We start from the raw sequence: 20,032 nt of genomic DNA on the forward strand, positions 1-20,032 counted from the left end.
TCTCCTGAGCTACTTAAGATATTATTTCAATAATTTCTTTAACGCTTTCAGCCCCTTCTAGTATTTTAACATTTTTTTTGAATTCTGTAACGCTTTCTTGTGAATTTTTTTCATTCACGAAAATACGAGCAATGCGTTCCCCTTTTTTAACCTGCTCTCCCACTTTTTTGTCAAATACAATCCCTGTTTCATAATCAAGCGGATCCGATTTGACAGCACGGCCAGCACCAAGTCGCATGGCTAACAGGCCAAATTCCATGGCAGGTAAAGCTGCAATGACGCCATCTTGATCTGCTGTTACTTCAAGGACCTGATCTACCTTGACGGGACGATGCAAATCCTCTAAGTCTCCACCTTGTGCCAAGACCATTTCTTCAAACTTGGCTAAGGCTTGTCCATTGCTCAAGTGTTCATGAATGGCTTCAATCGATTGATCTACATTGGCCAATTTCAACATGATTTGTGCTAATTCACAAATAAACTCTGTGACATCAGCACGCCCCTGTCCTTTTAGAATATCCAGGGCTTCCAAAATCTCTAAACGATTGCCAATACTGGTTCCCAAAGGTTGGCTCATATCTGTAATGACAGCGATTGTCTTGCGCCCTACGGCATTACCGAGATCCACCATGGTACGAGCTAGTTCACGCGCCTCTTCAATGGTCTTCATAAAGGCCCCTTCTCCAACGGTGACATCGAGAAGAATGGCATCAGCACCAGCTGCAATTTTCTTACTCATGACGGAGCTAGCAATCAAAGGAATGGTATCCACCGTCGCCGTCACGTCCCGAAGAGCATACAAGAGTTTATCTGCTTTTACGAGTTGGTCAGATTGCCCAATGACCGATAAGCCGATCTCTTGCACCTGCTGGATGAATTCTTCTTGGGAGCGTTCAATTTGGAAGCCTTTAATGGATTCCAACTTATCGATGGTTCCACCTGTGTGGCCTAAGCCACGACCGCTCATTTTAGCAACTGGCACTCCGAAACTTGCAACCAAAGGCACTAAGACCAAGGTTACCTTATCGCCGACACCGCCAGTCGAGTGCTTATCAACCTTAATCCCTGGAATTGCTGACAGATCAAACTGTTGCCCCGTTTGGACCATCTTCATGGTCATATGAGAAATTTCTTCCGTCGTCATCCCTTTAAAATAAACGGCCATAGCAAAAGCAGACATTTGATAATCTGGTACTGTTCCAGCCACATAGCCCTCAATCAGCCATTCAATTTCTTCCTTGTTTAAGGCAAGACCATCTCTTTTTTTCTGAATGATATCTACTGCTCTCATGATTCTTTCTCACTTCTTAAAATATAATAGCCTTTGTCTTTTTTTACGGTCTCACAATTGCCAAACGTCTCTTCCATCTTGGCCTTAGCGCTCGGAGCTCCTTGTTTTTTCTGAATGACAATGGTCAAATCTCCACCTGGTTTCAAATGTTCAAAACTACCAGTGATCACTTGGTGAACCACTTTCTTACCAGCTCGGATCGGCGGATTACTGATCACATGGTCAAAAAACCCTTCTACTGCTTCATAGACATCCGAAGAAAAGATCTGAGCTTCCACGCCATTTCGGCTGGCATTTTTCTTAGCCAAGTCCAGTGCCCGCTCATTGACATCGACCATGGTCACTGCAACTCCCTGGGCTTTAGCTAGAGAGAGGCCGATTGGTCCATAGCCACAGCCAACATCAAGGACACTTTCTCCTTCTTGAAAATCCAGGGTTGATAAGAGCACCTGACTTCCATAGTCAATCATTTTTTTACTAAAGACGCCGGCGTCCGTATAGAAATTCATCTTTTGCCCCAATAAAACAACAGCCAGATCATGAATATCATGGGCTGCATCTGGGTTTACATCGAAATACATTTTACTCATAAGGTTATTTTATCATAATTCACTCCTTTTTTAAATCGTTTACATGACCTCTAAAAATTGGTATACTAAAGACTACAATAGGAGTGACATATGGACAAAGAATTTCTACATTTTGAAAAAATTAATCGGGAAACGTGGCAAAATTTGCACCGCAAAACCACCCCACCTCTCTCTCAAACAGAGCTCAATTCTATTAAAAGTTTTAACGACCGCATCAACCTCCAGGATGTACGTGACGTCTACCTGCCTTTGACAAACCTGATTGGAATCTACAAGCGTTCCAAAGAAGATTTGGCCTTCTCAAAAGGTATTTTTCTTCAAAAAACGAGTGAACGCCAACCCTTTATCATTGGAGTTTCAGGGAGTGTTGCTGTTGGGAAATCGACCACTAGCCGTCTCCTTCAAATCCTGCTGTCACGAACCTTCGAAGGCTCGACAGTAGAATTGGTGACAACAGATGGCTTCCTCTATCCAAATGCTATCTTAAAAGAACAAGAGATCCTCAATCGAAAAGGATTTCCAGAAAGCTATGATATGGAATTGCTCCTTGATTTTCTTAATCAAATCAAAAACAACAAGAGCGTAGAAATCCCTGTCTATTCCCACGAAATATACGATATTGTTCCAGATGAGAAGCAAACCATTTTACCAGCTGATTTTGTCATTGTAGAAGGGATCAATGTCTTTCAAAATCCGCAAAATGACAGTCTCTATATGACCGATTTCTTTGATTTTTCGATCTATGTGGATGCCGCGGTCAACGATATCGAATCTTGGTATATCGATCGCTTCCAAAAACTCCTTGCATTAGCTCAGAATGATCCCAATAACTACTACTATCGATTTACAGAGCAACCCCTAGAAGAAGTTTTAAGCATGGCCCATCAGGTCTGGGAATCCATTAATTTAGTCAACTTGCAACATTACATCCAACCAACCAGAAATCGAGCTGATCTGATTCTCCATAAGGCAACCAACCATGAAATTGACGAAATTTATCTCAAACGCTAGAGAAAATGGCCTGTTAACGGTACTTTTTTAAGGAAAAGCTATTTTAGGCTTGTCAAATCTTAACTTTTCATATATAATGAGATAGTTAGATTATCAATGGAGGTGAATAACTTGGCAAACATTAAATCAGCTATCAAACGCGCTGAATTGAACGTTAAACAAAACGAAAAAAACTCAGCTCAAAAATCAGCTATGCGTACTGCAATCAAAGCTTTTGAAGCAAACCCATCTGAAGAACTTTACCGCGCTGCTAGCTCAGCTATCGATAAAGCAGAAACTAAAGGTTTGATCCACAAGAACAAAGCTAGCCGTGATAAAGCACGTCTTGCAGCGAAACTTGGTTAATCAAGAACAGCATAAAAATCAAGCTCTCCGGAGCTTTTTTTGTGCCTAAATTTTTGAGAGGTGCTTATGAAAATCGTTATTATCGGCTATTCTGGATCTGGAAAATCTACCTTGGCTGAAAACTTAGCTCGCTACTACTCCATTCCCAAGCTCCATATGGACACCCTTCAATTTCAACCGGGCTGGATAGACAGTGACCGGGATTGGATGGAGAAAGAGATGAGACAGTTTCTCAGCGATCATAGAGACTGGGTCATTGATGGCAATTACTCTTGGTGCTGCTATGAGGAAAGAATGGAGCAAGCGGACCAGATTATCTTTCTCAACTTCTCTCGTTGGAACTGCCTCTTTAGAGGCTGGAAACGATACCGCCGTTATAAAGGCCGAGTCCGTGAGAGTATGGCGGCAGGTTGCCCCGAACGCTTTGACTGGGAATTCATCCGTTGGATCCTTTGGGACGGTCGAACTAAGAAGGCCAAAGAAAGGTATCGAAATATCCGTTCTACCTATCCCGATAAATTCATCTCTCTCAAGAATCAAAAAGAGCTAGATGCATTTCTAAAAACAATACAATAAAAAAGGTTGGGATTAAAATCCCAGCCTTTTCTTATTTATCAACGTAATCTCCGCCGGTGAAGCCATAGTATTCTTCCAGACTCAAGCCTGAATCAGCGATATCTTGTGCTTCTTTTCCGATATAGCGGAGATGCCAGCTTTCTGGCATGTAGCCTGTTACTTTTTCTTTTCCTTCTTGGTATCGAACCACAAAGCCATATTTAGCAGCATTCTTGAGCAACCACTTACTTGGTCCAGGTTCAGTTACCAAATTAGCACTGGTATCGATCAAATCAAAGGCCAAACCAGTTTGGTGTTCACTATAGCCCGGTCTTGCGGAATAACGATCTGCGGCTTCTTGACCATCTTGATTGACATAGTTTTGATAGAGTCCAACTTGGGTATCGTAGCTACGAAAACCACTATATTGGTCACTGATCGGATAACCCTCTGCCTGCATGGCTGCGATCAATTCATGAAGGGCCGAAACAGCTTCAGGATCTTCACCTGGGTTAAAGTCCGGCGCCAAAGGATAATGTTTGTTGGCGATCATCACCTCACCATATTTCCCTTTAACACTATAGTAAGAACCATTGTAGCTGACACCAGAGTCCACTTTCACATCTGACTTACCAGTTTTTGACGACTCTTCTTTGCCAGTCTCTTTTGATGGATTCTTTGCTGAAGACATTTCTTTGGAAGACTTGGTTTGCTTTTGTTTGGTTTCTTCTTTTGCAGAAGATTTAGAACTAGTGGATTGAGATTGGGAGCAAGCTGTCAGGGTTAACAAGGCAACTGTCACCAACGTTAATTTGGAAAATCTTGCTTTCATGGGGAATCTCCTATGATTCTTTTGTTACGACAATATCCGTGATCACATAACTTGCACCTACTTTTTTCAAGGTGTAGGTCTTGTACTTGCGATTTTGTGAATCTGGATGACTATCTGTATAATGCACGGTAAAGTCTTCATAAGTCTTGATGGTCACCACACCATTTTCTTCAGTGACACTTTGAATATCCAAAGCTCCTGGAGTATAGTAGTCAATTTTAGCCTTTCGAACACCATCACCCGTTGTGAATTCAACCATGTCTTTGTAGGCTTGACTTTGCGTGTCATAGTATTTAGAGTAGGTGTTATTTCGATTTGAAACTGAGCTAAAGACAGCATCGCGGTACTCTTTCAAGAATTCTTCTGCCAGGGTCCGATTTTGTTCTTCTTTGGCTGCTTGCGCTTTCTTAGCATCTTGAGCACTCTTGAAGCGTTTTAAAGTATCTTTGGCTAGTTTGAGTTCGATCGGATCGTTTTCACCCTCTTCAATCGTCACCTTAGCCTTTTCGGTTGTGTAGGTTTCCCCATTCATATTGAAAACGGCATGCACTTCAATTTCTTGATAAGGGATGCTGTCTACTTCAAAGGTCGTGCTAGTGCCAACTTCTTTACCGTTGACCACAACCTTCACATCCATTGGGTTTTCAACTTCATCTGGGAACTCAACTTCTAAATTGCGTTTTTCAGAATTCAACTGCAATTCTAAGTTATTCTTCGTTGCTTTTTTAGGATTGAGATGGATCTTAGAAGTGACATTTCCGACTTCTGTTTTAGCAGTCAATTCCATTTCTTTTGTATTATAATGGAAAGAATCAAGATCTGTCACTGCATCTTTCTTCAAGGTCACGGTTTTATTAGCAGCCACTTTGAGTTTGGCTTGGTCCAAATTGGTCTTGACCTTGACTTGCACTGGATAGCTGGCCACACGGTATTCTTGGAAGATTCCAAATTTCTTGTCCGCCTTTTCCAAACCAAAGATCTTGTTACCAGATTTATCCGTATAGCTGCCTTCTCCACCATTATCGATGATCTTGTTCAATTCTGTGCCAATATCGACTCCTTGATCTTCCATGCTGGTGATCAAGCTTTCGGCTTCATCCTTTGTCCATTTATCGTTATCAGTTGAAAGCAGGCCTGCTGCTTCACGATAATCCTTGGTGTCCACTGCCTTGATGAATTTATCTGCAGTCACTTCGACACGTGTTGTAGACTGGAAGTAAAAGAAGGCTGCTACCAAAGCGATCACAAGAACAGCAAGGGCAGAAATAATCCCAATTTTCTTCTTAGAAAGTTTCTTCCCACTCTTCGTTTTAGGAACCTTTGGTTTTTTCTGAGCTGGACTTGCCTCTGTGAAGGTTGATCCCTCAAAGACCTGCGTTTGCTCAGTAGCAAGTGGAGCCGTGTACTCTTGAGTAGGCTGTTGAGGGACATATTTCTGTGTTTCTTCAGTTGAATCTGGGTTCGTAAATTCTGCTTCAGGAACAGGTCCTACAAAAAACTCGAAGTTTTGACTTTTAGCCGCGGTAAATTCTTCTGCACTTGGCTTGCGGCCATAGGTTTCTTCAAAATGTTGCAACCAAGCCTGACGAGCTGCTAGAAGTGGATCGACATTCTTCACTTCTTCAACTGGTTCAACCACTGGTTCCTCGACAGGAGCGACTTCCTCAGATTGTGCATTTCCTGCGATAGACTGAATTTGTTTCAAATCAAATCCACAAGCTTTCCCAGCCATAAACTCTTCTGGTGACGGTTTGCGACCGATCACTTTTTCAAATAATTCAACCCATTTCTTTTGCATGGATCTCTTCTCCCTCATTATAAAATAGGGAAAGTGGGTTCCCCCACCTTCCGTTTTGTGATATTGTTAGAATCCAAAGTTAGAGAAATTTGGAGCACTTGGAATAAATCCTACGGCTACTTGTTCTAAAATACGAGCATTCACATAAATGACAAAGATGGCAATGAGAAGCAAGACAACAGATGATGCTACTAGAAGCAAGAATTTATCTGCTTTAAAACTTGTCTTATTCAATCCTTGATGAACGACATAGCATGTTCCAACAAAGAACAAGAAGAAAATAAGGAAGTTTACAAAGCCATAAAATTCATAAACTTTTACAAGACCTACTAAGAAAGCAAGAAGGGCAAGTGGCAAAGTGTAAACAGACAAACGTCCAAACTCTTCAAATGAACGACCGTAACTGTATTCCTTATCTTGAAGAACCACACGACGAACAAAGAATCCAGCTACTTGGAAGGCGTAAACGCTAAAGAATAGGGAAATCAATGTCAACATAAAGGCACGGAAATCCATTCCATAACCACCTGTAGCTCCACTAGCTGTGAAGAAAGTTGATAGGGTCAAGACAAAAGCAGTCAAGACATACTGTAAAATTCCGTTAAGAGCTTTTGGATTTTCTACAGCCGTTGGACGTTTCAAAGCTGAAAGGAACCAATTCCAGTAACCACCAACGGCTACACCAAATTGACTTGGTTGGGCAGGATAAGGTTGCCCTGGTTGACCTTGGTAAGGAGCTTGTTGATAAGCTGCTTGAGTAGGTTGTTGGTAGGCTTGTTGTGGAGCTTGTTGGAAAGCAGGTCCATTCGCTGGAGCAGCTTGAGGGGCCGGTTCTTGAACTGGAGCTGCTACTGGTTCTTCAACAGGTGCAGTTGGTGCTGCGACAAACTCTGGAGCTTGAGGAGCTGCTACTGGTTCTTCTGTAGGTGCAGTTGGTGCTGCGACAAATTCTGAAGCTTGAGGAGCTGCTACTGGTTCTTCAATAGGTGCAGTTGGTGCTGCGACAAACTCTGGAGCTTGAGGAGCTGCTACTGGTTCTTCTGCAGGAGCTGCTGGTGCTGCAACAAACTCTGGAGCTTGAGGAGCTGCTGGCGCTGCAACAAACTCTGGGGCTTGTGGAGCAGCAACTGGTTCTTCCACAGGTGCAGTTGGTGCTGCGACAAATTCTGGGGCTTGTGGGGTTTCTGGAACCACTACTTCTTCTTGAAATTCTCCTGCAGCCAGTGCTTGAGCAATTTCTTCTGCACTAGCAGAACGACCATTTACGGCTTCGAAATAATCCAGCCAATCTTGTTTTGACATAATGAATCTCCTTAACTATTGTTTATACTAGGGTATTATACAAAATTTCTGAACCATTTTCAATGAAAGACTGGAAAATCCCTGTAATATCTTTTGAAAAACATACAAATTCTACTCATTTTTAGAAATTAGTAAAGAAAGAGGCTGGGAAAAAAGTCCTAGCCTCTCAATTATTTTTGGATTGTCGAGCAAGACGCAGTGGTTGAGTGGGCTCTACTACGCTGATTTCATCAGCTTTTACAGCCCTACTCAACTGTGCGGAGGTGGGACGACGAAATCGAATTCTTAATGAATTACCGATTTCTGTCCCACTCTCTTTTAGGATTCAAATGCATCCATGCCACCTTGGACGTTGGTCACATCATAGCCTTGCTCTTCCAAAAATTGGCAAGCACGTGCTGAGCGTCGACCAGACTTGCAGATGACATAATAGGACTGATCCTTCTCTAATTCCTGGTAGCGATCTGCTAACTCAGATAGGGGAAGAAGACGAACTCCATCTAAATGAAGCACATCAAACTCCTCCTGCTCGCGTACATCAAGAACGTGTAAGTCTCCTTTTTGATAAGCTTGGTAAAAGCTTGAAAATAGAATTTCTTTCATGATTTCTCCTATATAGTATGTTATGGAAGGGTCAGAATTTCATAGTTAAAGCTAATTGAATCTAAAAATCGGAACAAGTCTTGGGTTTTAATAAAGATGGTTTTTTCATTGGTATTGGGATGGAAAGTCATGATCTCCTCTGACACAATGTCTTTATCGAAATAGACTCGAATATCTTTTTCTTCATTGTTTAATAAACCAAATGGAGAAACCGTTCCTGGAGGTAATTGCATTTTTTCAGCTAAAGAATCTGCTGAAGCCATGCGGATCCGGTTGGCTTCCACTTGCTCTTTGAAATCATCCATATCCAATGGTTTCTTGTCGTCCATGATGAGAAGATAGAATTGGGTTTTCTTCTTGTTGGTCAAAAACATGGACTTGGTCCGCACACCTTCTAAGCCTTCAATGTAAGAATCGGCCTGCTCAGTTGTGAATGCAGGTGGGTGTTCCACCACATCAAATGAAATGCCGAGTTCTTCCAATTTGTCTTTAACTTGTTGGTATGCATCCATCTTCGATCTCCTTTATTTTTGAATGATCTCTTGTACTAATGATTGCAATTCTGGCACCACCTCTGCCTCAAACCAAGGATTCTTAGCCATCCAGATTTGATTGCGAGGGGAAGGATGAACTAGTGGAAAATAGGTTGGCAAATAGTTCTTAAAATGCTGAACCCGTTCGGTTACCTTGCCACTAACCTTTTCATGAAGGTAGTAAGCTTGGGCATATTGTCCAATCAGAAGGGTCAACTCAATATCCGGACACTCCTTAAGAAGTTGAGGATGCCACTTTTCCGCAAAACCTTTGCGAGGGGGAAGGTCACCAGATTTTCCATGCCCTGGGAAATAAAAGTCCATGGGAATAACTGCAAACAAACCAGAATTGTAAAAAGTGTCTTCGTCAACTCCTAACCATTCGCGCAAGCGGTCACCACTTTTATCCTTCCAGTAAATCCCAGCTTCCTCCGTCTTCATCCCAGGAGCCTGTCCGATAATATTGATACGAGCAGTTTTTGGAGCTGCAAAGAGTGGCTCGATCCCTTTCTCTGTATATGCTTTATTTTGAGGATCTGCCATAATGGCTTGTTTAATGCTTTCAATCGTTGACATAAGTCCTCCTTCGATGGAAAAACTCAGCCAGAAAAACTAGCCGAGTAGTGGATTATTTAATTAATTCGTAGATGGCTTCTGCGTAAATAGCTGCTGCACGATAGAGATCTTCGACATCTGCGAACTCATTAGCTTGGTGCATAGTATTGACATAGTCTGGGAACATAGCACCAAAGGCAACCCCACGTTTCAAGAGACGACCAAAGGTACCACCACCGATCACTTGTTCGTGTCCTTTGAGGCCAGTTTGTTTTTCGTAAACACGCAAGAGAGTGGATACCAATTCGTCATCCATCGGAACATAGTGAGGTGTGTGACCGTGGGCTGACAAGCTTACTGTAGCCACTCCTTCGATCTTTTCAAGGGTGGATTTGATGGTTTCAGGATCTGTACCTTGAGGGTAACGGATATTGAGGGCAATAGTGTTGTCTGCTTGGCTGTCATCAAAATGGAAGACACCTGCATTCATACTCAATGGTCCCATTTTGGCATCTGTATGGGTAATTCCTAATTTTTCACCAGCAAAATCTTCGTGAAGAAGTGAAGCTGTCACATGAAGGTAAGCCTTAGCAGCACCACCAAAATCAAATTGGTTCAACAAGAGAGCCAAGTAGGTCGCACCATTGATCCCATCTTCAGGAGTTGATCCGTGAGCAGATTTCCCGATAATCGTAACGGTATAGGTTTCTTCGTCAACAGTTGAGATTTCATACTGAAGCTGGTGTTCCTTGGCAAAAGCATCCAAGAGGCCAGCAAGATCTGGTAGTTGTCCAGAAACGACTGCAGTCGCTGACTCTGGTACCATGTTTTCACGAAGGCCACCTGTAAAGCTATGAAGATGGGCACTTCCTGTGTTATCATTTCCAAAATGAAGGTACTCAGTGATGTTTCCTTTTTCTCCATTGATGATTGGGAATTCCGCATCTGGTGAGAAGCCAAAATCTGGCTCGGGAAGTCCGACATGTTTGAAATAGTAATCCATGTCGCCCCAGCCCGATTCTTCATCCGTACCGGCAACAAAGCGCACGCGCTTAGAAACAGGGAGTCCTAGGTCTTTGATGATCTTCAAACCATAGTAGCAGGCCATTGTAGGCCCTTTATCATCAGACGAACCACGCGCATAGAGCTTACCATCGATAATTTCTGGTTTGTATGGATCCGTCTTCCAACCACTACCAGCAGGCACGACGTCCATGTGGGCAAAAATCCCAAGCTCTTCTTCTCCTTCACCAAAGGTAAAGTGACCGGCATAATTGTCGACATTCTTGGTTTCATAGCCATCACGTTTGGCAATTTCCAAGAATTTTTCAAGAGCTTTTACAGGACCAGGTCCAAAAGGATGCTCTGCATCTGCCTTGCTGTCATCGCGTTCAGAATTGATTTCCAAGAGGCTGTATAGGTCAGCCATCATCTCATCGCGACGTTTTTCTACTTCTGCTTTAAAGTCAACTGTTGTCATGAATTCCTCCTCGATCTTCTATTTGCTAATTGGCTTAGCGTTTGTCAATGATTTCGTCCACTGGTAAGCGATAGCTTGGCTCTACTTTTTCAGCCGCATAGCCAACCGTAATCAAGACTTCCGGACGGAAACGCTCTTCGATGTCCAATACTTCATTGATTTTCGATTTATCAAATCCCAAAATAATATTGGTTCCAATGCCTTGGTCTGTCAAAGCAAGTACCAAGTTCATAGCCACAAGACCGGCATTCAAAGCCAAGTAATCACTTGTTTGTTGGGCATCATAGCGCGCAAATTCAGCAGGAAGATTTTGCATAAAGTATTGCAATTGCTCGTCTGTGAAGTTTTTCACCCCACCAACACGCGCAATCTTGCGAGCCCGTTTTTGCAAATCAGTATCTGTAAAGAGGGCGATGGTCACAGGTGCTTCCATGACTTGATCATAGTTTGAACCATAGGCTAATTTTGCCAATTCCGCATTTTTTTGACGAACGACCACAAATTTCCAAGGCTGGCTATTGTGGGCACTAGGGGCCAAGGTTGCGATCTCAATGGCAGTCCGTACATCCTTTGGATCGACCGGTTGGTCAGTGAAATGCTTGATCGCATGGCGTTTTTTATTGAGCTCTAGAAATTTCATAAGCTTCTTCCTTTTCTATTTCTGTTACTTCTATTTTAACACAAAATGAAAGAGCTTGCAGGGTTTTACAGCCCAAGATTGTGAAAAAAGAAGCAGACATTTTGAAGATCCGCTTCTTTGTTATAGGTTGAATACATAAGAGACCCATCTATGATTCATTAGAAAGATTGAAATAGGCAGCTACTTCTTTGGCATAACCGTATTTCTCAATTAAGCTAGTTAGAAGCTCGATGTTATGGCCCCGATAGTTATCCTCGCGTCTCAATTCTTCGTACATCTCAATAAAGGGGAGGCCCTTGTCCTTGGCATCTTGGAGCTCTGCTTCATAGTCATAGGCCACCTTACGAAATTGCAGGTTGGTCACCCCATCTGCTTCGACATCGATTAGCGCATACTGAGCTCTGTGGTTTTGAATTGGTTCCCAGTCAAAATAAGGCATGCCAATAGTCCCCGGATTGAGGATCTGCTGACCCTGGCTGCCATAGCGAAGCAACTGCTTGTGGACATGACCGTAGATCGCCAGATCCGTCTGGTCATCCAGCAATTGGTCAAAGTTCTCCGTCGCATTAGCTGGACGCAAATCCCCACCATAATTCTTTTCTGGCAAATTGTGGGTCAGTGAAAAGCGAATGCCATTGACCTCCTTCTTCTCTACCAATGGAAGGGATCGAAGCCAATCAATTCGCTTAGGATCCAGTCCTTCCATAAGGTACTGAGTGAGGCGAAGGAGTTGGATCTCCTGCGGATCCTCAAGTCCGTACTCGCCATCCAAGGCTTCTAAGAGACAATCGTCCCAATTTCCCCGAACAGCCGCTGTGATCGGAATCGCATCCAGCAATTCAAAAAGGTCCTCTCTTCCAGGCCCCGGTAGCAAAATATCTCCCAAAAGCCAGTATTCCGTTGCGCCTAGAGCACGCGCATCCGCAATCACTGCCTCCAGGGCTGTCGTATCTCCGTGGATATCAGATAAAATAGCGATTCGATGGTTCATTTTAAACTCCTTATGATTGGTATGATTCAGAATCCTCCGCAACTTCCATCAAGAGACTTGCTTCTTCTTGCTTTCCTTGATGGAGCTTAGCTTGCACCGCTTCAGCCACTGCTCGTGGGATGCCAACTGTGACGATCTCATCTACAGTAGCTTCTTTGATTTTGGTCAGTGACTTGAAGTGTTTCATCAGCAACTGCTTGCGTTTTGGTCCCAAGCCTTCGATCCCATCCAGCTGGGAGGAAAAGGAATTCTTAGACCGAAGCTGGCGGTGGAAGGTGATGGCGAAACGGTGGACCTCATCCTGGATCCGTTGCAGGAGGAAAAATTCCTGCGAGGTTCGAGAAAGTTCGATGACTTGGAGAGGATCACCGAAGAGCAATTCATGGGTTTGGTGCTTGTCATTCTTTTGCAGGCCTGCGATGGGAATGTCCAGCCCCAACTCTTCTTGGATGACTTGCTTAGCGACATTAACCTGGCCCTGACCCCCATCGATGACGATTAGATCTGGTGGCGTCAAGCCATCCCGCATGACCCGACTGTAGCGTCTGCGAATGACCTCCCGCATGCTGGCATAGTCATCTGGTCCGACAACGGTCTTGATCTTGTACTTGCGGTAGTCCTTTTTACTTGGCTTCCCATTGACAAAGACCACCATGGCAGAAACGGGACTGGTCCCCATGATGTTGGAGTTGTCAAAGGACTCAATACGCACAGGAGTTGGGATTTGCAGGAGTTTTCCAAGGTTTTCAATAGCACCTTGGGTCTTCTCCATGGATTTTTCAAGGAGATTGAACTTCTGCTCCAGACTGACACGCGCATTTTTAATAGCCAGATTGACCAACTGCTTCTTCTCCCCACGCTGGGGCTTGAGGACCTTGGTATCCACTAGGGCCTTGACCGCTTCCTCATCGATATCCTGAGGGATCAGGATTTCATTGGGGATCAGGTGGGATTTCTCCTGGTAAAACTGCCCCACATAGGTCAAAAAATCCTCGTCCGGATCATTGTAGTAAGGAAAAAGGTTGACGTCGCGCTCGATCAGCTTACCCTGACGGACAAAGAAGACCTGCACACACATCCAGCCTTTGTCCACGTAGTAGCCAAAGACATCCCGGTTCTGCAAATCCTTAGCCATGACCCGCTGTTTGGTCCGCAGGGTCCCGATGGCCTGGATCAGATCGCGGTACTCGGCTGCCCGCTCAAATTCCATGTTTTGCGCAGCGGTATTCATCTTGAGCTTGAGCTCATCGATAATCTTGTCATCCTGCCCCTTGAGGAAGTCAGAAACCTCCTGGGCCATGCCCTTGAAATAGGCCTCGTCCTTGTGGCAGACTGTGTGAGCCATACACTGCCCTAAATGGTAGTAAAAGCAGACCTTGGAAGGCGGATTGGTGCACTTGCGGAAAGGGAAAATCCGATCCAAAAGCCTTTTGATCTCATTAGCCGCTCCTACGTCTGGATAGGGACCGAAATAGAGACCGCCATCTTTTTTGACCTGGCGCGTGATGATAAGACGGGGATAACGCTCATTGGTAATCTTGATGAAGGGATAGGACTTATCGTCCTTGAGCATGATATTGTACTTGGGCTTGTTCTCCTTGATGAGGTTGATCTCAAGAAGCAAGGCCTCAATATTGGACTCGGTAACGATAAACTCAAAATCCACAATCTCAGATACCAGGGCTTCCGTCTTAGTATCGTGGCTTCCTCTGAAATAGGACCTCACCCGATTGCGAAGATTCTTGGCCTTCCCCACATAGATGATGGTACCGTTCTTGTCTTTGTGAATGTAACAGCCCGGACTCGTCGGCAAGAGCTCGAGCTTGGATTTAATCAAGTTATTCATACTTTCTATTATAGCAAAAAAGAGAGGGGTTAGCCTCTCTGTATGATGTGATAAGATGATTCATACATTTTGTCCATCTTTGATGAAATTTCATGATAAACAGGATCATTCATTCGTTGAAATCAGGAATCATCTCTAATTTTATAACCGTAACAATCCTATTCTCTCCAATTCTTTTAAAGCCTCTTCCTTCGAGGGCGATTGAGCATGCGCAAGGAAGTCTTTTACATCTTGTACATGATAATATAAATCGCAATTGATTTCTTTTAAATTCTCAATGAAAATCTCTATCAAAGAATCGTCAATGTTTTCTAAAGGAGACGGTAGCTCTTTATTCTTCTCAAATGAATAAGCTTCTTTTGCAGTGGTAGCTATCGCATAACTGATGTTATCCCAGGATGCAACATGCGACTCATTGTCATCTAATTGCATATAGATAAAAAGTCCGCCAAAGTCTGTGCCATCATCTAATAGAGCATAGAGCTCATCTCCACTTTTATCTCTCTTCTCCCAAAAACTCCAACACGCATCCAGGTCCGTCCGAATATGAGAGTTATAGGGCGAGCTCAACAGATGAGCAATTGCTTCAGAAAAAGTTAGCATAAAATAGCTGACAAACATATTCTCTCCTTGTCTAGTACTATCTGGACGTGTTAATTTTAGAACGTCCTATCGTCAATTTAAGACTACTGAATCATTGTTTCAACTTGATTTCTTGAAGCAACTCACCAAAATAATTGGCAACCAGAGGATCTTTCAAAAACTGTTCAAGGTCTAATGTAGATACTTGTTCCACTAATTGATAATTATCAGCTAGCAGTTGCTGGTAACTCGAAACATAAGCTTCTATCGTATCCTCATCAACACTTTCAATTGTTTGGGGTATGTACTTTTCTCCAGAATGCTGATACGAATGATAGCAAACCAAGACAAAATAATTGGCAATGCAACTCCATACAAGAGGATCGGTCTCCTTATCCAGCTCCATAAATGTCAAAATATCCTTTTCATCCACATTCTCCAACCGACTATACAAAATATCTGGACAAATCTTACTATCCTGGTCAAGCGATTGATTAGCAAGTTTCAAGGAATCTAGAACGAAGTCCTTGTATTCTATATGACTGATTAAATCGACTAGATTAAAAGTCAATTCTTGAAGAAGGTATAATAAGCTATCATTACATTTCATTTGTTTTTCCTTTTATATCACTACCTTGCAATAAATAAACTAGATCTCTTTATATCTTACAGTTGCGATAAATCTTGTATTTTCCGTTACTATTTTATTGCCGCTACAATCATATAAATGATATATCAGACACTCATCCTCAATCCTTTATCTCCACTTGCCCTTTTTCGTATGCTGAATACCAACTGCTATCTGGACTGACATACTCAGGTAATTCCTTTTGCGACTGATCTCCTGAAAGGGTTAAAAGTCCATCATATATCATACAAGAATACTTCTCTGAATCTCTTGTAAATTCTTCATTTTCAGGGTCATATGAGTAAGTATGCTCTGAACTACCTTCCTTTATGGTGATCTGCTCTCCTTCTATTTTGATCCATGACGTTTTATCTAGGGAGGCCGTTTTAGTAGATTCATTTTTTACTGTCAGATAATAAATTCCATCCTTTGATTTCATCTCATCAAGGTTAATCCTGATAATCCCTAAAATCATCAGTGCAGGAATCATCAACAGAAACCATTTCCATTTTTTAGATTTATTTTTCATCAGTAACTATTACTCCATTGTTAATCTTTTAAGTTGCGTTATTTACAAGTTTAAACTTCCCAGTTCTACTCTCTCTATTATAGCAGAAAAGAGGGATCTAAAAGGATCCCCCTTTGATAATACTTATCCTTTGAAATTTGCCATTTGGAAGATCGGAATCACATAAGGAACAATAGACATCAGGATAGTGAATAGCACGAAGAACCAGAACCAGAAGGAAGCGAGGGCACGCTGGAAAACTCCCGGTTGAGGTTTATTGGCTTGAATATAAGCTTTGATAGCTGGCCATTTAGTCGCAAGAACCACTATCATGACAATGGAACCAATAGCTAAAACACCAATTTGGAGCCAATTCGCTAGCCCCTCGTCCACATGATAGGCCACATAATGCAAGCCTTGGGAAATCACAAAGTTATTGAAAATGTGATAGAAAATAGCCCACCAGATATTGTATTCAAAGGCAATGTAGCCGAAACCTAGACCAATGATACTCGCGAAAAAGAGCTGATCAAAATTGGCATGGAAGAGACCAAACAAGATAGCCGTCATGACAATGGCAAAGACCTTGCCATACCGTTCCAAGCCACGCAAGCCTGCCCCACGGAAGAAGAATTCCTCTGTGATTGGACCAAAAAACCCAGCATACAAGAGCATAGTCCATGATCGCTCAATCGTATCACCTAGATCTGGTGTTGGAGAATGAAGGCCAATGGTCTCAAACATGCGCTCAATCATTTGTGTCATCACAGATGAAAAGACTTGAGAAAAGCCAAGAAAGGCGAGAAGAATAAAGAAGACTGAAAGAGTCATCTTACGTCCCTTGTGCTTAAGATCATATTTATAAAGGGCCTTCTTGCGATAGGCATTAAAGAGAAAGAGTCCAATGGAAATAGAGATAAGGTAGGGAATACCTGCCCAAACATTCAGGGCATTGAGTTTCTCCGTTACTTGACTTGGATCTTTTCTGAGAGAGCCTGCAATGGTCAATCCAAGGAGGACTTCCCACAGGACGGTTACCAAGGTCATTATCAAGAGATAAATGGCAAGTGTACCGGAATACCTTCCTATATCTTTTTTAGGGTCTAATAATCGGTTGTATTGGTTCATTTCTTCCTCCTAGAAAATAGATAAAAACTCGCACACATTCCTTCATATAAGACAAAGAAAATCAAAAAGGCATGCATAAAGTAGTCTTCTGGTAATGCAAGAATAATCGAATCCACGCGCGGATCAAAGAGCCAAGTATTGTCCCCAGCAAATAAGACCTGATGAAAGAGCGTAAAGAATTGATCAAAGCCAATCATAACAGCCACCACTGCAATCACCACTGGTAAAATCATCATCCAAAAGAAGAGACTACGGTACAAGGCCAGGTAGCCTTTTTTGACGACTGTCCGCATAAACTGGATAAAACCAGGTAGTGTGACCACGAAAACGACTGTCACTAAGTGAAATAGGTACTTGACGGCCTCAAAATGGTGCAAGCCATTTTTTGAAGAGGGGAATTGAGGCATCTTCAACACCCATTGAAAAGGATTGGTCAAGTAGTTCATCAAGACATTAAAATTCTTCATGATGGCAGAAGCCGAATAACCAGTCCGGCTTTGAATCCCCAACCAATGAATTTCCATGGGATAGAGGGCCCAAGCGAGAGCAATGGTAAGAAGGATTGCAGCGGACAAGATAAAGAAAAATAGGTTAATTGATTTCAGACTTTTAAGCATCAAAATCCCACTCCGCTAGACTGGCAACAACATGTGTCGGTGCGATTGGTAAGGTTGACACTTCTTCTGGTTTGGTAAAACCTGTCGTCACCAAAAGGGTTGGAATCCCATTGTCAATACCTGCACGAATATCTGTTAGGTAGTTGTCGCCAACCATAACCACTTCTTCTCTTGCAAGACCCAGGTGTTCAATGGCCTTGTCCATGATGATGGACTTTGGTTTGCCAATGATCACAGGCTCGACCCGTGTCGCTGCTTCAACAAGCGCAATCAAGGATCCTGCACCTGGCAGCAAGCCACGCTCCGTTGGGATATTAAGGTCAGGGTTGGTCCCTATAAAGTGCGCTCCCTTTTGAATCGCCAAGGTTGCTTTAGCAAATTTCTCATAATCCACTTGCCAATCGAGGCCAATCACAACATAATCAGGTGCTTCTTCATCGATAATATAGCCAGCTTCTTCAATAGCATCTTTGAGCCCCGCTTCTCCAATCACATAGACCTTTTTGCCCAAGTTTTGGTCGTTCATGTAGTCAATGGTCGCAAGGGTAGCTGTATAGATGGTCGACACTGGGGTTTCAATATTGAAGTGAGTCGCCAGCATATCCCGAACAGTCTCTGGTGTGCGGGTTGTGTTATTGGTGACAAAGAGATAGGGAATTTCACGCGCCTGTAATTCATGAACAAAAGCTTCTCCTGCTGGAATTCGTGATTTTCCTTTGTAAATGGTGCCATCCAAATCAATTAAATAGCCCTTGTAGTGCATTTATTCTTCCCTTTCTGTTTCAGCTTTTTCATACAACTTCTCTGTATCGACTCGGCCACCAGATCCATACAAGAGCAAGGCTCCAGCATAGAGGACAAATTGTAAAATCAACCCTGTAAAATTGATCCCTTGACTTCCTGATTGGGTAAACAAGAAGGATGCTACCATGAGGATGACAATGGTCAATAACAAGCCTATCACGGTTGCCTGATCCACACTGATTTGATAAACCGTGCGTTTGGTGCTCCGATTTTTCCCGTCAGACTTAGTTTCTGGTTGCAAATTCTCCACAAAATCCGTCACTAAGGTCGCAGCGAGGCTGACTGTTGTGCTAAAGAGCACGCCTTGGGACAAGCGGTGATAGAAATTGGACCAGAAGGATCCTGATTGGCTAGTAATCCCAATCGAGAAGATCATGACCGGTAAAAGAAAGGCCAAGGTGAAATGGATCCAGACCCGATACCAGCGTACATCTTCTCTTAAAAAGCGATTAAAACTCTCTAAATTCAAGCGATAGCGGAAAAATTTATAAATTTCCTCTACTAGGATGATGCCCAAAGCACAAAGAGTCAAGAGCCAATCTCCCAACATGTACAAAGGGTTCTTTTGACGCTTGGCATAGGCCACAACCCGTTTTTGATAGCTTTCAAGTTCCTGTTTTTTATTTTTTAATCTTCTACTTTCCATAATTCCAACCCTTTTCTTCTACTTCTTCCCACTCAATTTCAGCTTGGGCATTGATCTGACCATCTGAAGTAATTTGGTGCTGAGTTTTCAAGCCCTCTTGTTCATATTGAGAGGTGATGAGACCTCCTGCCAGCACTTCTTTGACATATTTCAGATGAACTTTTTTAGGGACATGATGGGTCAAGAAGTCTGCTCCCATCACCTCAAAAACCCAGTCCAAGTACTTGCTATTGTTGACATGTCCGTTCATATCCAAGTCGTAAAACCGAACCCGGTATTCTTGTTCGACGCTGCCTTCTAATTCTTTGAAACGGGGACCACGGAGCATGGTTTTTGAAAATTCAGAGTCAAAGGCATCCGTGATTTCACTCATAACAGGATGAACCTTGCGTGTAACACGATCCATCAAGACAAAGGTCGCGACCATCTCAATGATAGTATTTCCTGCTTCATCCTTGATATTAAAGGCCCGGTAGCAGAAAAGTCGATTGTGACTCTTGGCATAGGTTTCGATAGTGATTTTCTCATCAAAAACAGGGAGACGCTCGATCTTCATATTGTAATCCGTGATAATCCAGACTAGATTGTAGTTCTCTAAAATGTACATATCACTCATACCCAGCTCAATCGATTGCATGCCCGATACCTGTAAAGACAGCAAGATCAATTGGGGAATTTTTATAAATCCATTGACATCGCTCATATCAAAAGGAATTTTCATGCTGTATTCAAATGTTTTTGCCATCT

Annotated in this window: 23 protein-coding genes; 3 read left to right on the forward strand and 20 right to left on the reverse strand. The window is 42.8% G+C overall.

Translation table 11 applies throughout. The annotated features are described in order from the left end of the window. Positions 1-13: 13 nt before the first annotated feature. Both HMPREF1195_RS03380 and HMPREF1195_RS03385 read right to left on the reverse strand, forming a co-directional pair. Positions 14-1,291: a pyrimidine-nucleoside phosphorylase gene (locus tag HMPREF1195_RS03380; protein WP_023918307.1), complete on the reverse strand. Its 1,278-nt coding sequence runs from the start codon at positions 1,289-1,291 to the stop codon at positions 14-16. After that, complete coding sequence (locus tag HMPREF1195_RS03385; protein WP_037599331.1) at positions 1,288-1,881, reverse strand: class I SAM-dependent methyltransferase; 594 nt, start codon at positions 1,879-1,881, stop codon at positions 1,288-1,290. Before HMPREF1195_RS03385 ends, HMPREF1195_RS03380 begins: the two co-directional genes overlap by 4 nt. Positions 1,882-1,971: 90 nt before the next feature. Here HMPREF1195_RS03385 and coaA point away from each other — a divergent pair, with 90 nt between their 5' ends. The 3 genes from coaA (at position 1,972) to HMPREF1195_RS03400 (ending at position 3,813) form a co-directional block, all read left to right on the forward strand. Further along, a complete protein-coding gene (coaA, locus tag HMPREF1195_RS03390; RefSeq protein WP_023918311.1) occupies positions 1,972-2,892 on the forward strand; it encodes a type I pantothenate kinase in 921 nt (306 codons plus the stop codon). A 96-nt stretch (positions 2,893-2,988) separates the two neighbouring features. Beyond that, entirely contained in the window at positions 2,989-3,237 is a 249-nt protein-coding gene (gene rpsT / locus HMPREF1195_RS03395; protein WP_003007640.1) for a 30S ribosomal protein S20, read from the forward strand. 66 nt (positions 3,238-3,303) lie between these two features. Next, entirely contained in the window at positions 3,304-3,813 is a 510-nt protein-coding gene (locus tag HMPREF1195_RS03400; RefSeq protein WP_023918313.1) for a DNA topology modulation protein, read from the forward strand. 31 nt (positions 3,814-3,844) lie between these two features. On the opposite strand, the gene ldcB is transcribed toward HMPREF1195_RS03400, so the two are convergent. The 18 genes from ldcB to HMPREF1195_RS03490 all read right to left on the reverse strand — a co-directional run bounded on the left by ldcB (position 3,845) and on the right by HMPREF1195_RS03490 (position 20,030). Further along, complete coding sequence (gene ldcB, locus HMPREF1195_RS03405; RefSeq protein WP_023918315.1) at positions 3,845-4,624, reverse strand: LD-carboxypeptidase LdcB/DacB; 780 nt, start codon at positions 4,622-4,624, stop codon at positions 3,845-3,847. Between the two features lie 10 nt (positions 4,625-4,634). Beyond that, on the reverse strand, positions 4,635-6,422 hold the full coding sequence (locus tag HMPREF1195_RS03410) for a TcaA second domain-containing protein (RefSeq protein ID WP_023918317.1): 1,788 nt from the start codon (positions 6,420-6,422) through the stop codon (positions 4,635-4,637). Positions 6,423-6,488: 66 nt separating this feature from the next. Beyond that, positions 6,489-7,724: a DUF6574 domain-containing protein gene (locus HMPREF1195_RS03415; RefSeq protein ID WP_023918324.1), complete on the reverse strand. Its 1,236-nt coding sequence runs from the start codon at positions 7,722-7,724 to the stop codon at positions 6,489-6,491. A gap of 318 nt (positions 7,725-8,042) precedes the next feature. Next, positions 8,043-8,327: a rhodanese-like domain-containing protein gene (locus HMPREF1195_RS03420; protein WP_023918326.1), complete on the reverse strand. Its 285-nt coding sequence runs from the start codon at positions 8,325-8,327 to the stop codon at positions 8,043-8,045. Between the two features lie 20 nt (positions 8,328-8,347). After that, a complete protein-coding gene (locus tag HMPREF1195_RS03425) occupies positions 8,348-8,839 on the reverse strand; it encodes a prolyl-tRNA synthetase associated domain-containing protein (RefSeq protein WP_023918328.1) in 492 nt (163 codons plus the stop codon). 12 nt (positions 8,840-8,851) lie between these two features. Then, positions 8,852-9,436 (reverse strand): uracil-DNA glycosylase family protein, encoded by a 585-nt coding sequence (locus HMPREF1195_RS03430; protein ID WP_023918330.1) that lies wholly within the window; start codon positions 9,434-9,436, stop codon positions 8,852-8,854. A gap of 52 nt (positions 9,437-9,488) precedes the next feature. Next, complete coding sequence (gene pepV, locus HMPREF1195_RS03435) at positions 9,489-10,895, reverse strand: dipeptidase PepV (RefSeq protein ID WP_023918332.1); 1,407 nt, start codon at positions 10,893-10,895, stop codon at positions 9,489-9,491. A 34-nt stretch (positions 10,896-10,929) separates the two neighbouring features. After that, the gene (locus tag HMPREF1195_RS03440) at positions 10,930-11,535 is read right to left on the reverse strand and encodes a nitroreductase family protein (RefSeq protein ID WP_023918334.1); all 606 of its coding nucleotides are present in this window, start codon (positions 11,533-11,535) and stop codon (positions 10,930-10,932) included. Positions 11,536-11,683: 148 nt separating this feature from the next. Then, a complete protein-coding gene (locus HMPREF1195_RS03445; protein WP_023918336.1) occupies positions 11,684-12,526 on the reverse strand; it encodes a metallophosphoesterase family protein in 843 nt (280 codons plus the stop codon). Positions 12,527-12,536: 10 nt separating this feature from the next. Next, positions 12,537-14,372 carry an excinuclease ABC subunit UvrC gene (uvrC, locus tag HMPREF1195_RS03450; protein WP_023918337.1) on the reverse strand — a complete coding sequence of 612 codons (1,836 nt, stop codon included), beginning with the start codon at positions 14,370-14,372 and terminating at the stop codon, positions 12,537-12,539. Between the two features lie 141 nt (positions 14,373-14,513). Then, positions 14,514-14,993, reverse strand: a complete 480-nt coding sequence (locus tag HMPREF1195_RS03455; RefSeq protein WP_023918339.1) for an Imm6 family immunity protein — start codon at positions 14,991-14,993, stop codon at positions 14,514-14,516. Positions 14,994-15,066: 73 nt separating this feature from the next. Next, a complete protein-coding gene (locus tag HMPREF1195_RS03460; protein ID WP_023918341.1) occupies positions 15,067-15,564 on the reverse strand; it encodes an Imm6 family immunity protein in 498 nt (165 codons plus the stop codon). A 139-nt stretch (positions 15,565-15,703) separates the two neighbouring features. Next, on the reverse strand, positions 15,704-16,111 hold the full coding sequence (locus HMPREF1195_RS03465) for a hypothetical protein (RefSeq protein WP_023918343.1): 408 nt from the start codon (positions 16,109-16,111) through the stop codon (positions 15,704-15,706). 123 nt (positions 16,112-16,234) lie between these two features. Beyond that, on the reverse strand, positions 16,235-17,218 hold the full coding sequence (locus HMPREF1195_RS03470; protein WP_023918345.1) for a CPBP family intramembrane glutamic endopeptidase: 984 nt from the start codon (positions 17,216-17,218) through the stop codon (positions 16,235-16,237). Continuing rightward, positions 17,215-17,835 carry a TIGR01906 family membrane protein gene (locus tag HMPREF1195_RS03475; RefSeq protein ID WP_023918347.1) on the reverse strand — a complete coding sequence of 207 codons (621 nt, stop codon included), beginning with the start codon at positions 17,833-17,835 and terminating at the stop codon, positions 17,215-17,217. Before HMPREF1195_RS03475 ends, HMPREF1195_RS03470 begins: the two co-directional genes overlap by 4 nt. Beyond that, entirely contained in the window at positions 17,828-18,598 is a 771-nt protein-coding gene (locus HMPREF1195_RS03480; protein WP_023918349.1) for a TIGR01457 family HAD-type hydrolase, read from the reverse strand. The genes HMPREF1195_RS03475 and HMPREF1195_RS03480 overlap by 8 nt, the downstream gene beginning before the upstream one ends. Then, a complete protein-coding gene (locus tag HMPREF1195_RS03485; RefSeq protein ID WP_023918351.1) occupies positions 18,599-19,285 on the reverse strand; it encodes a hypothetical protein in 687 nt (228 codons plus the stop codon). Beyond that, positions 19,275-20,030, reverse strand: coding sequence for an acyl-ACP thioesterase domain-containing protein (locus tag HMPREF1195_RS03490; protein ID WP_023918352.1), 756 nt, complete (start codon positions 20,028-20,030; stop codon positions 19,275-19,277). The genes HMPREF1195_RS03485 and HMPREF1195_RS03490 overlap by 11 nt, the downstream gene beginning before the upstream one ends. Between the last annotated feature and the right edge of the window lie 2 nt (positions 20,031-20,032).

This window comes from Streptococcus parasanguinis CC87K (assembly GCF_000507765.1).
In the GTDB taxonomy this organism is placed as follows: Bacteria; Bacillota; Bacilli; order Lactobacillales; family Streptococcaceae; genus Streptococcus; species Streptococcus parasanguinis_J.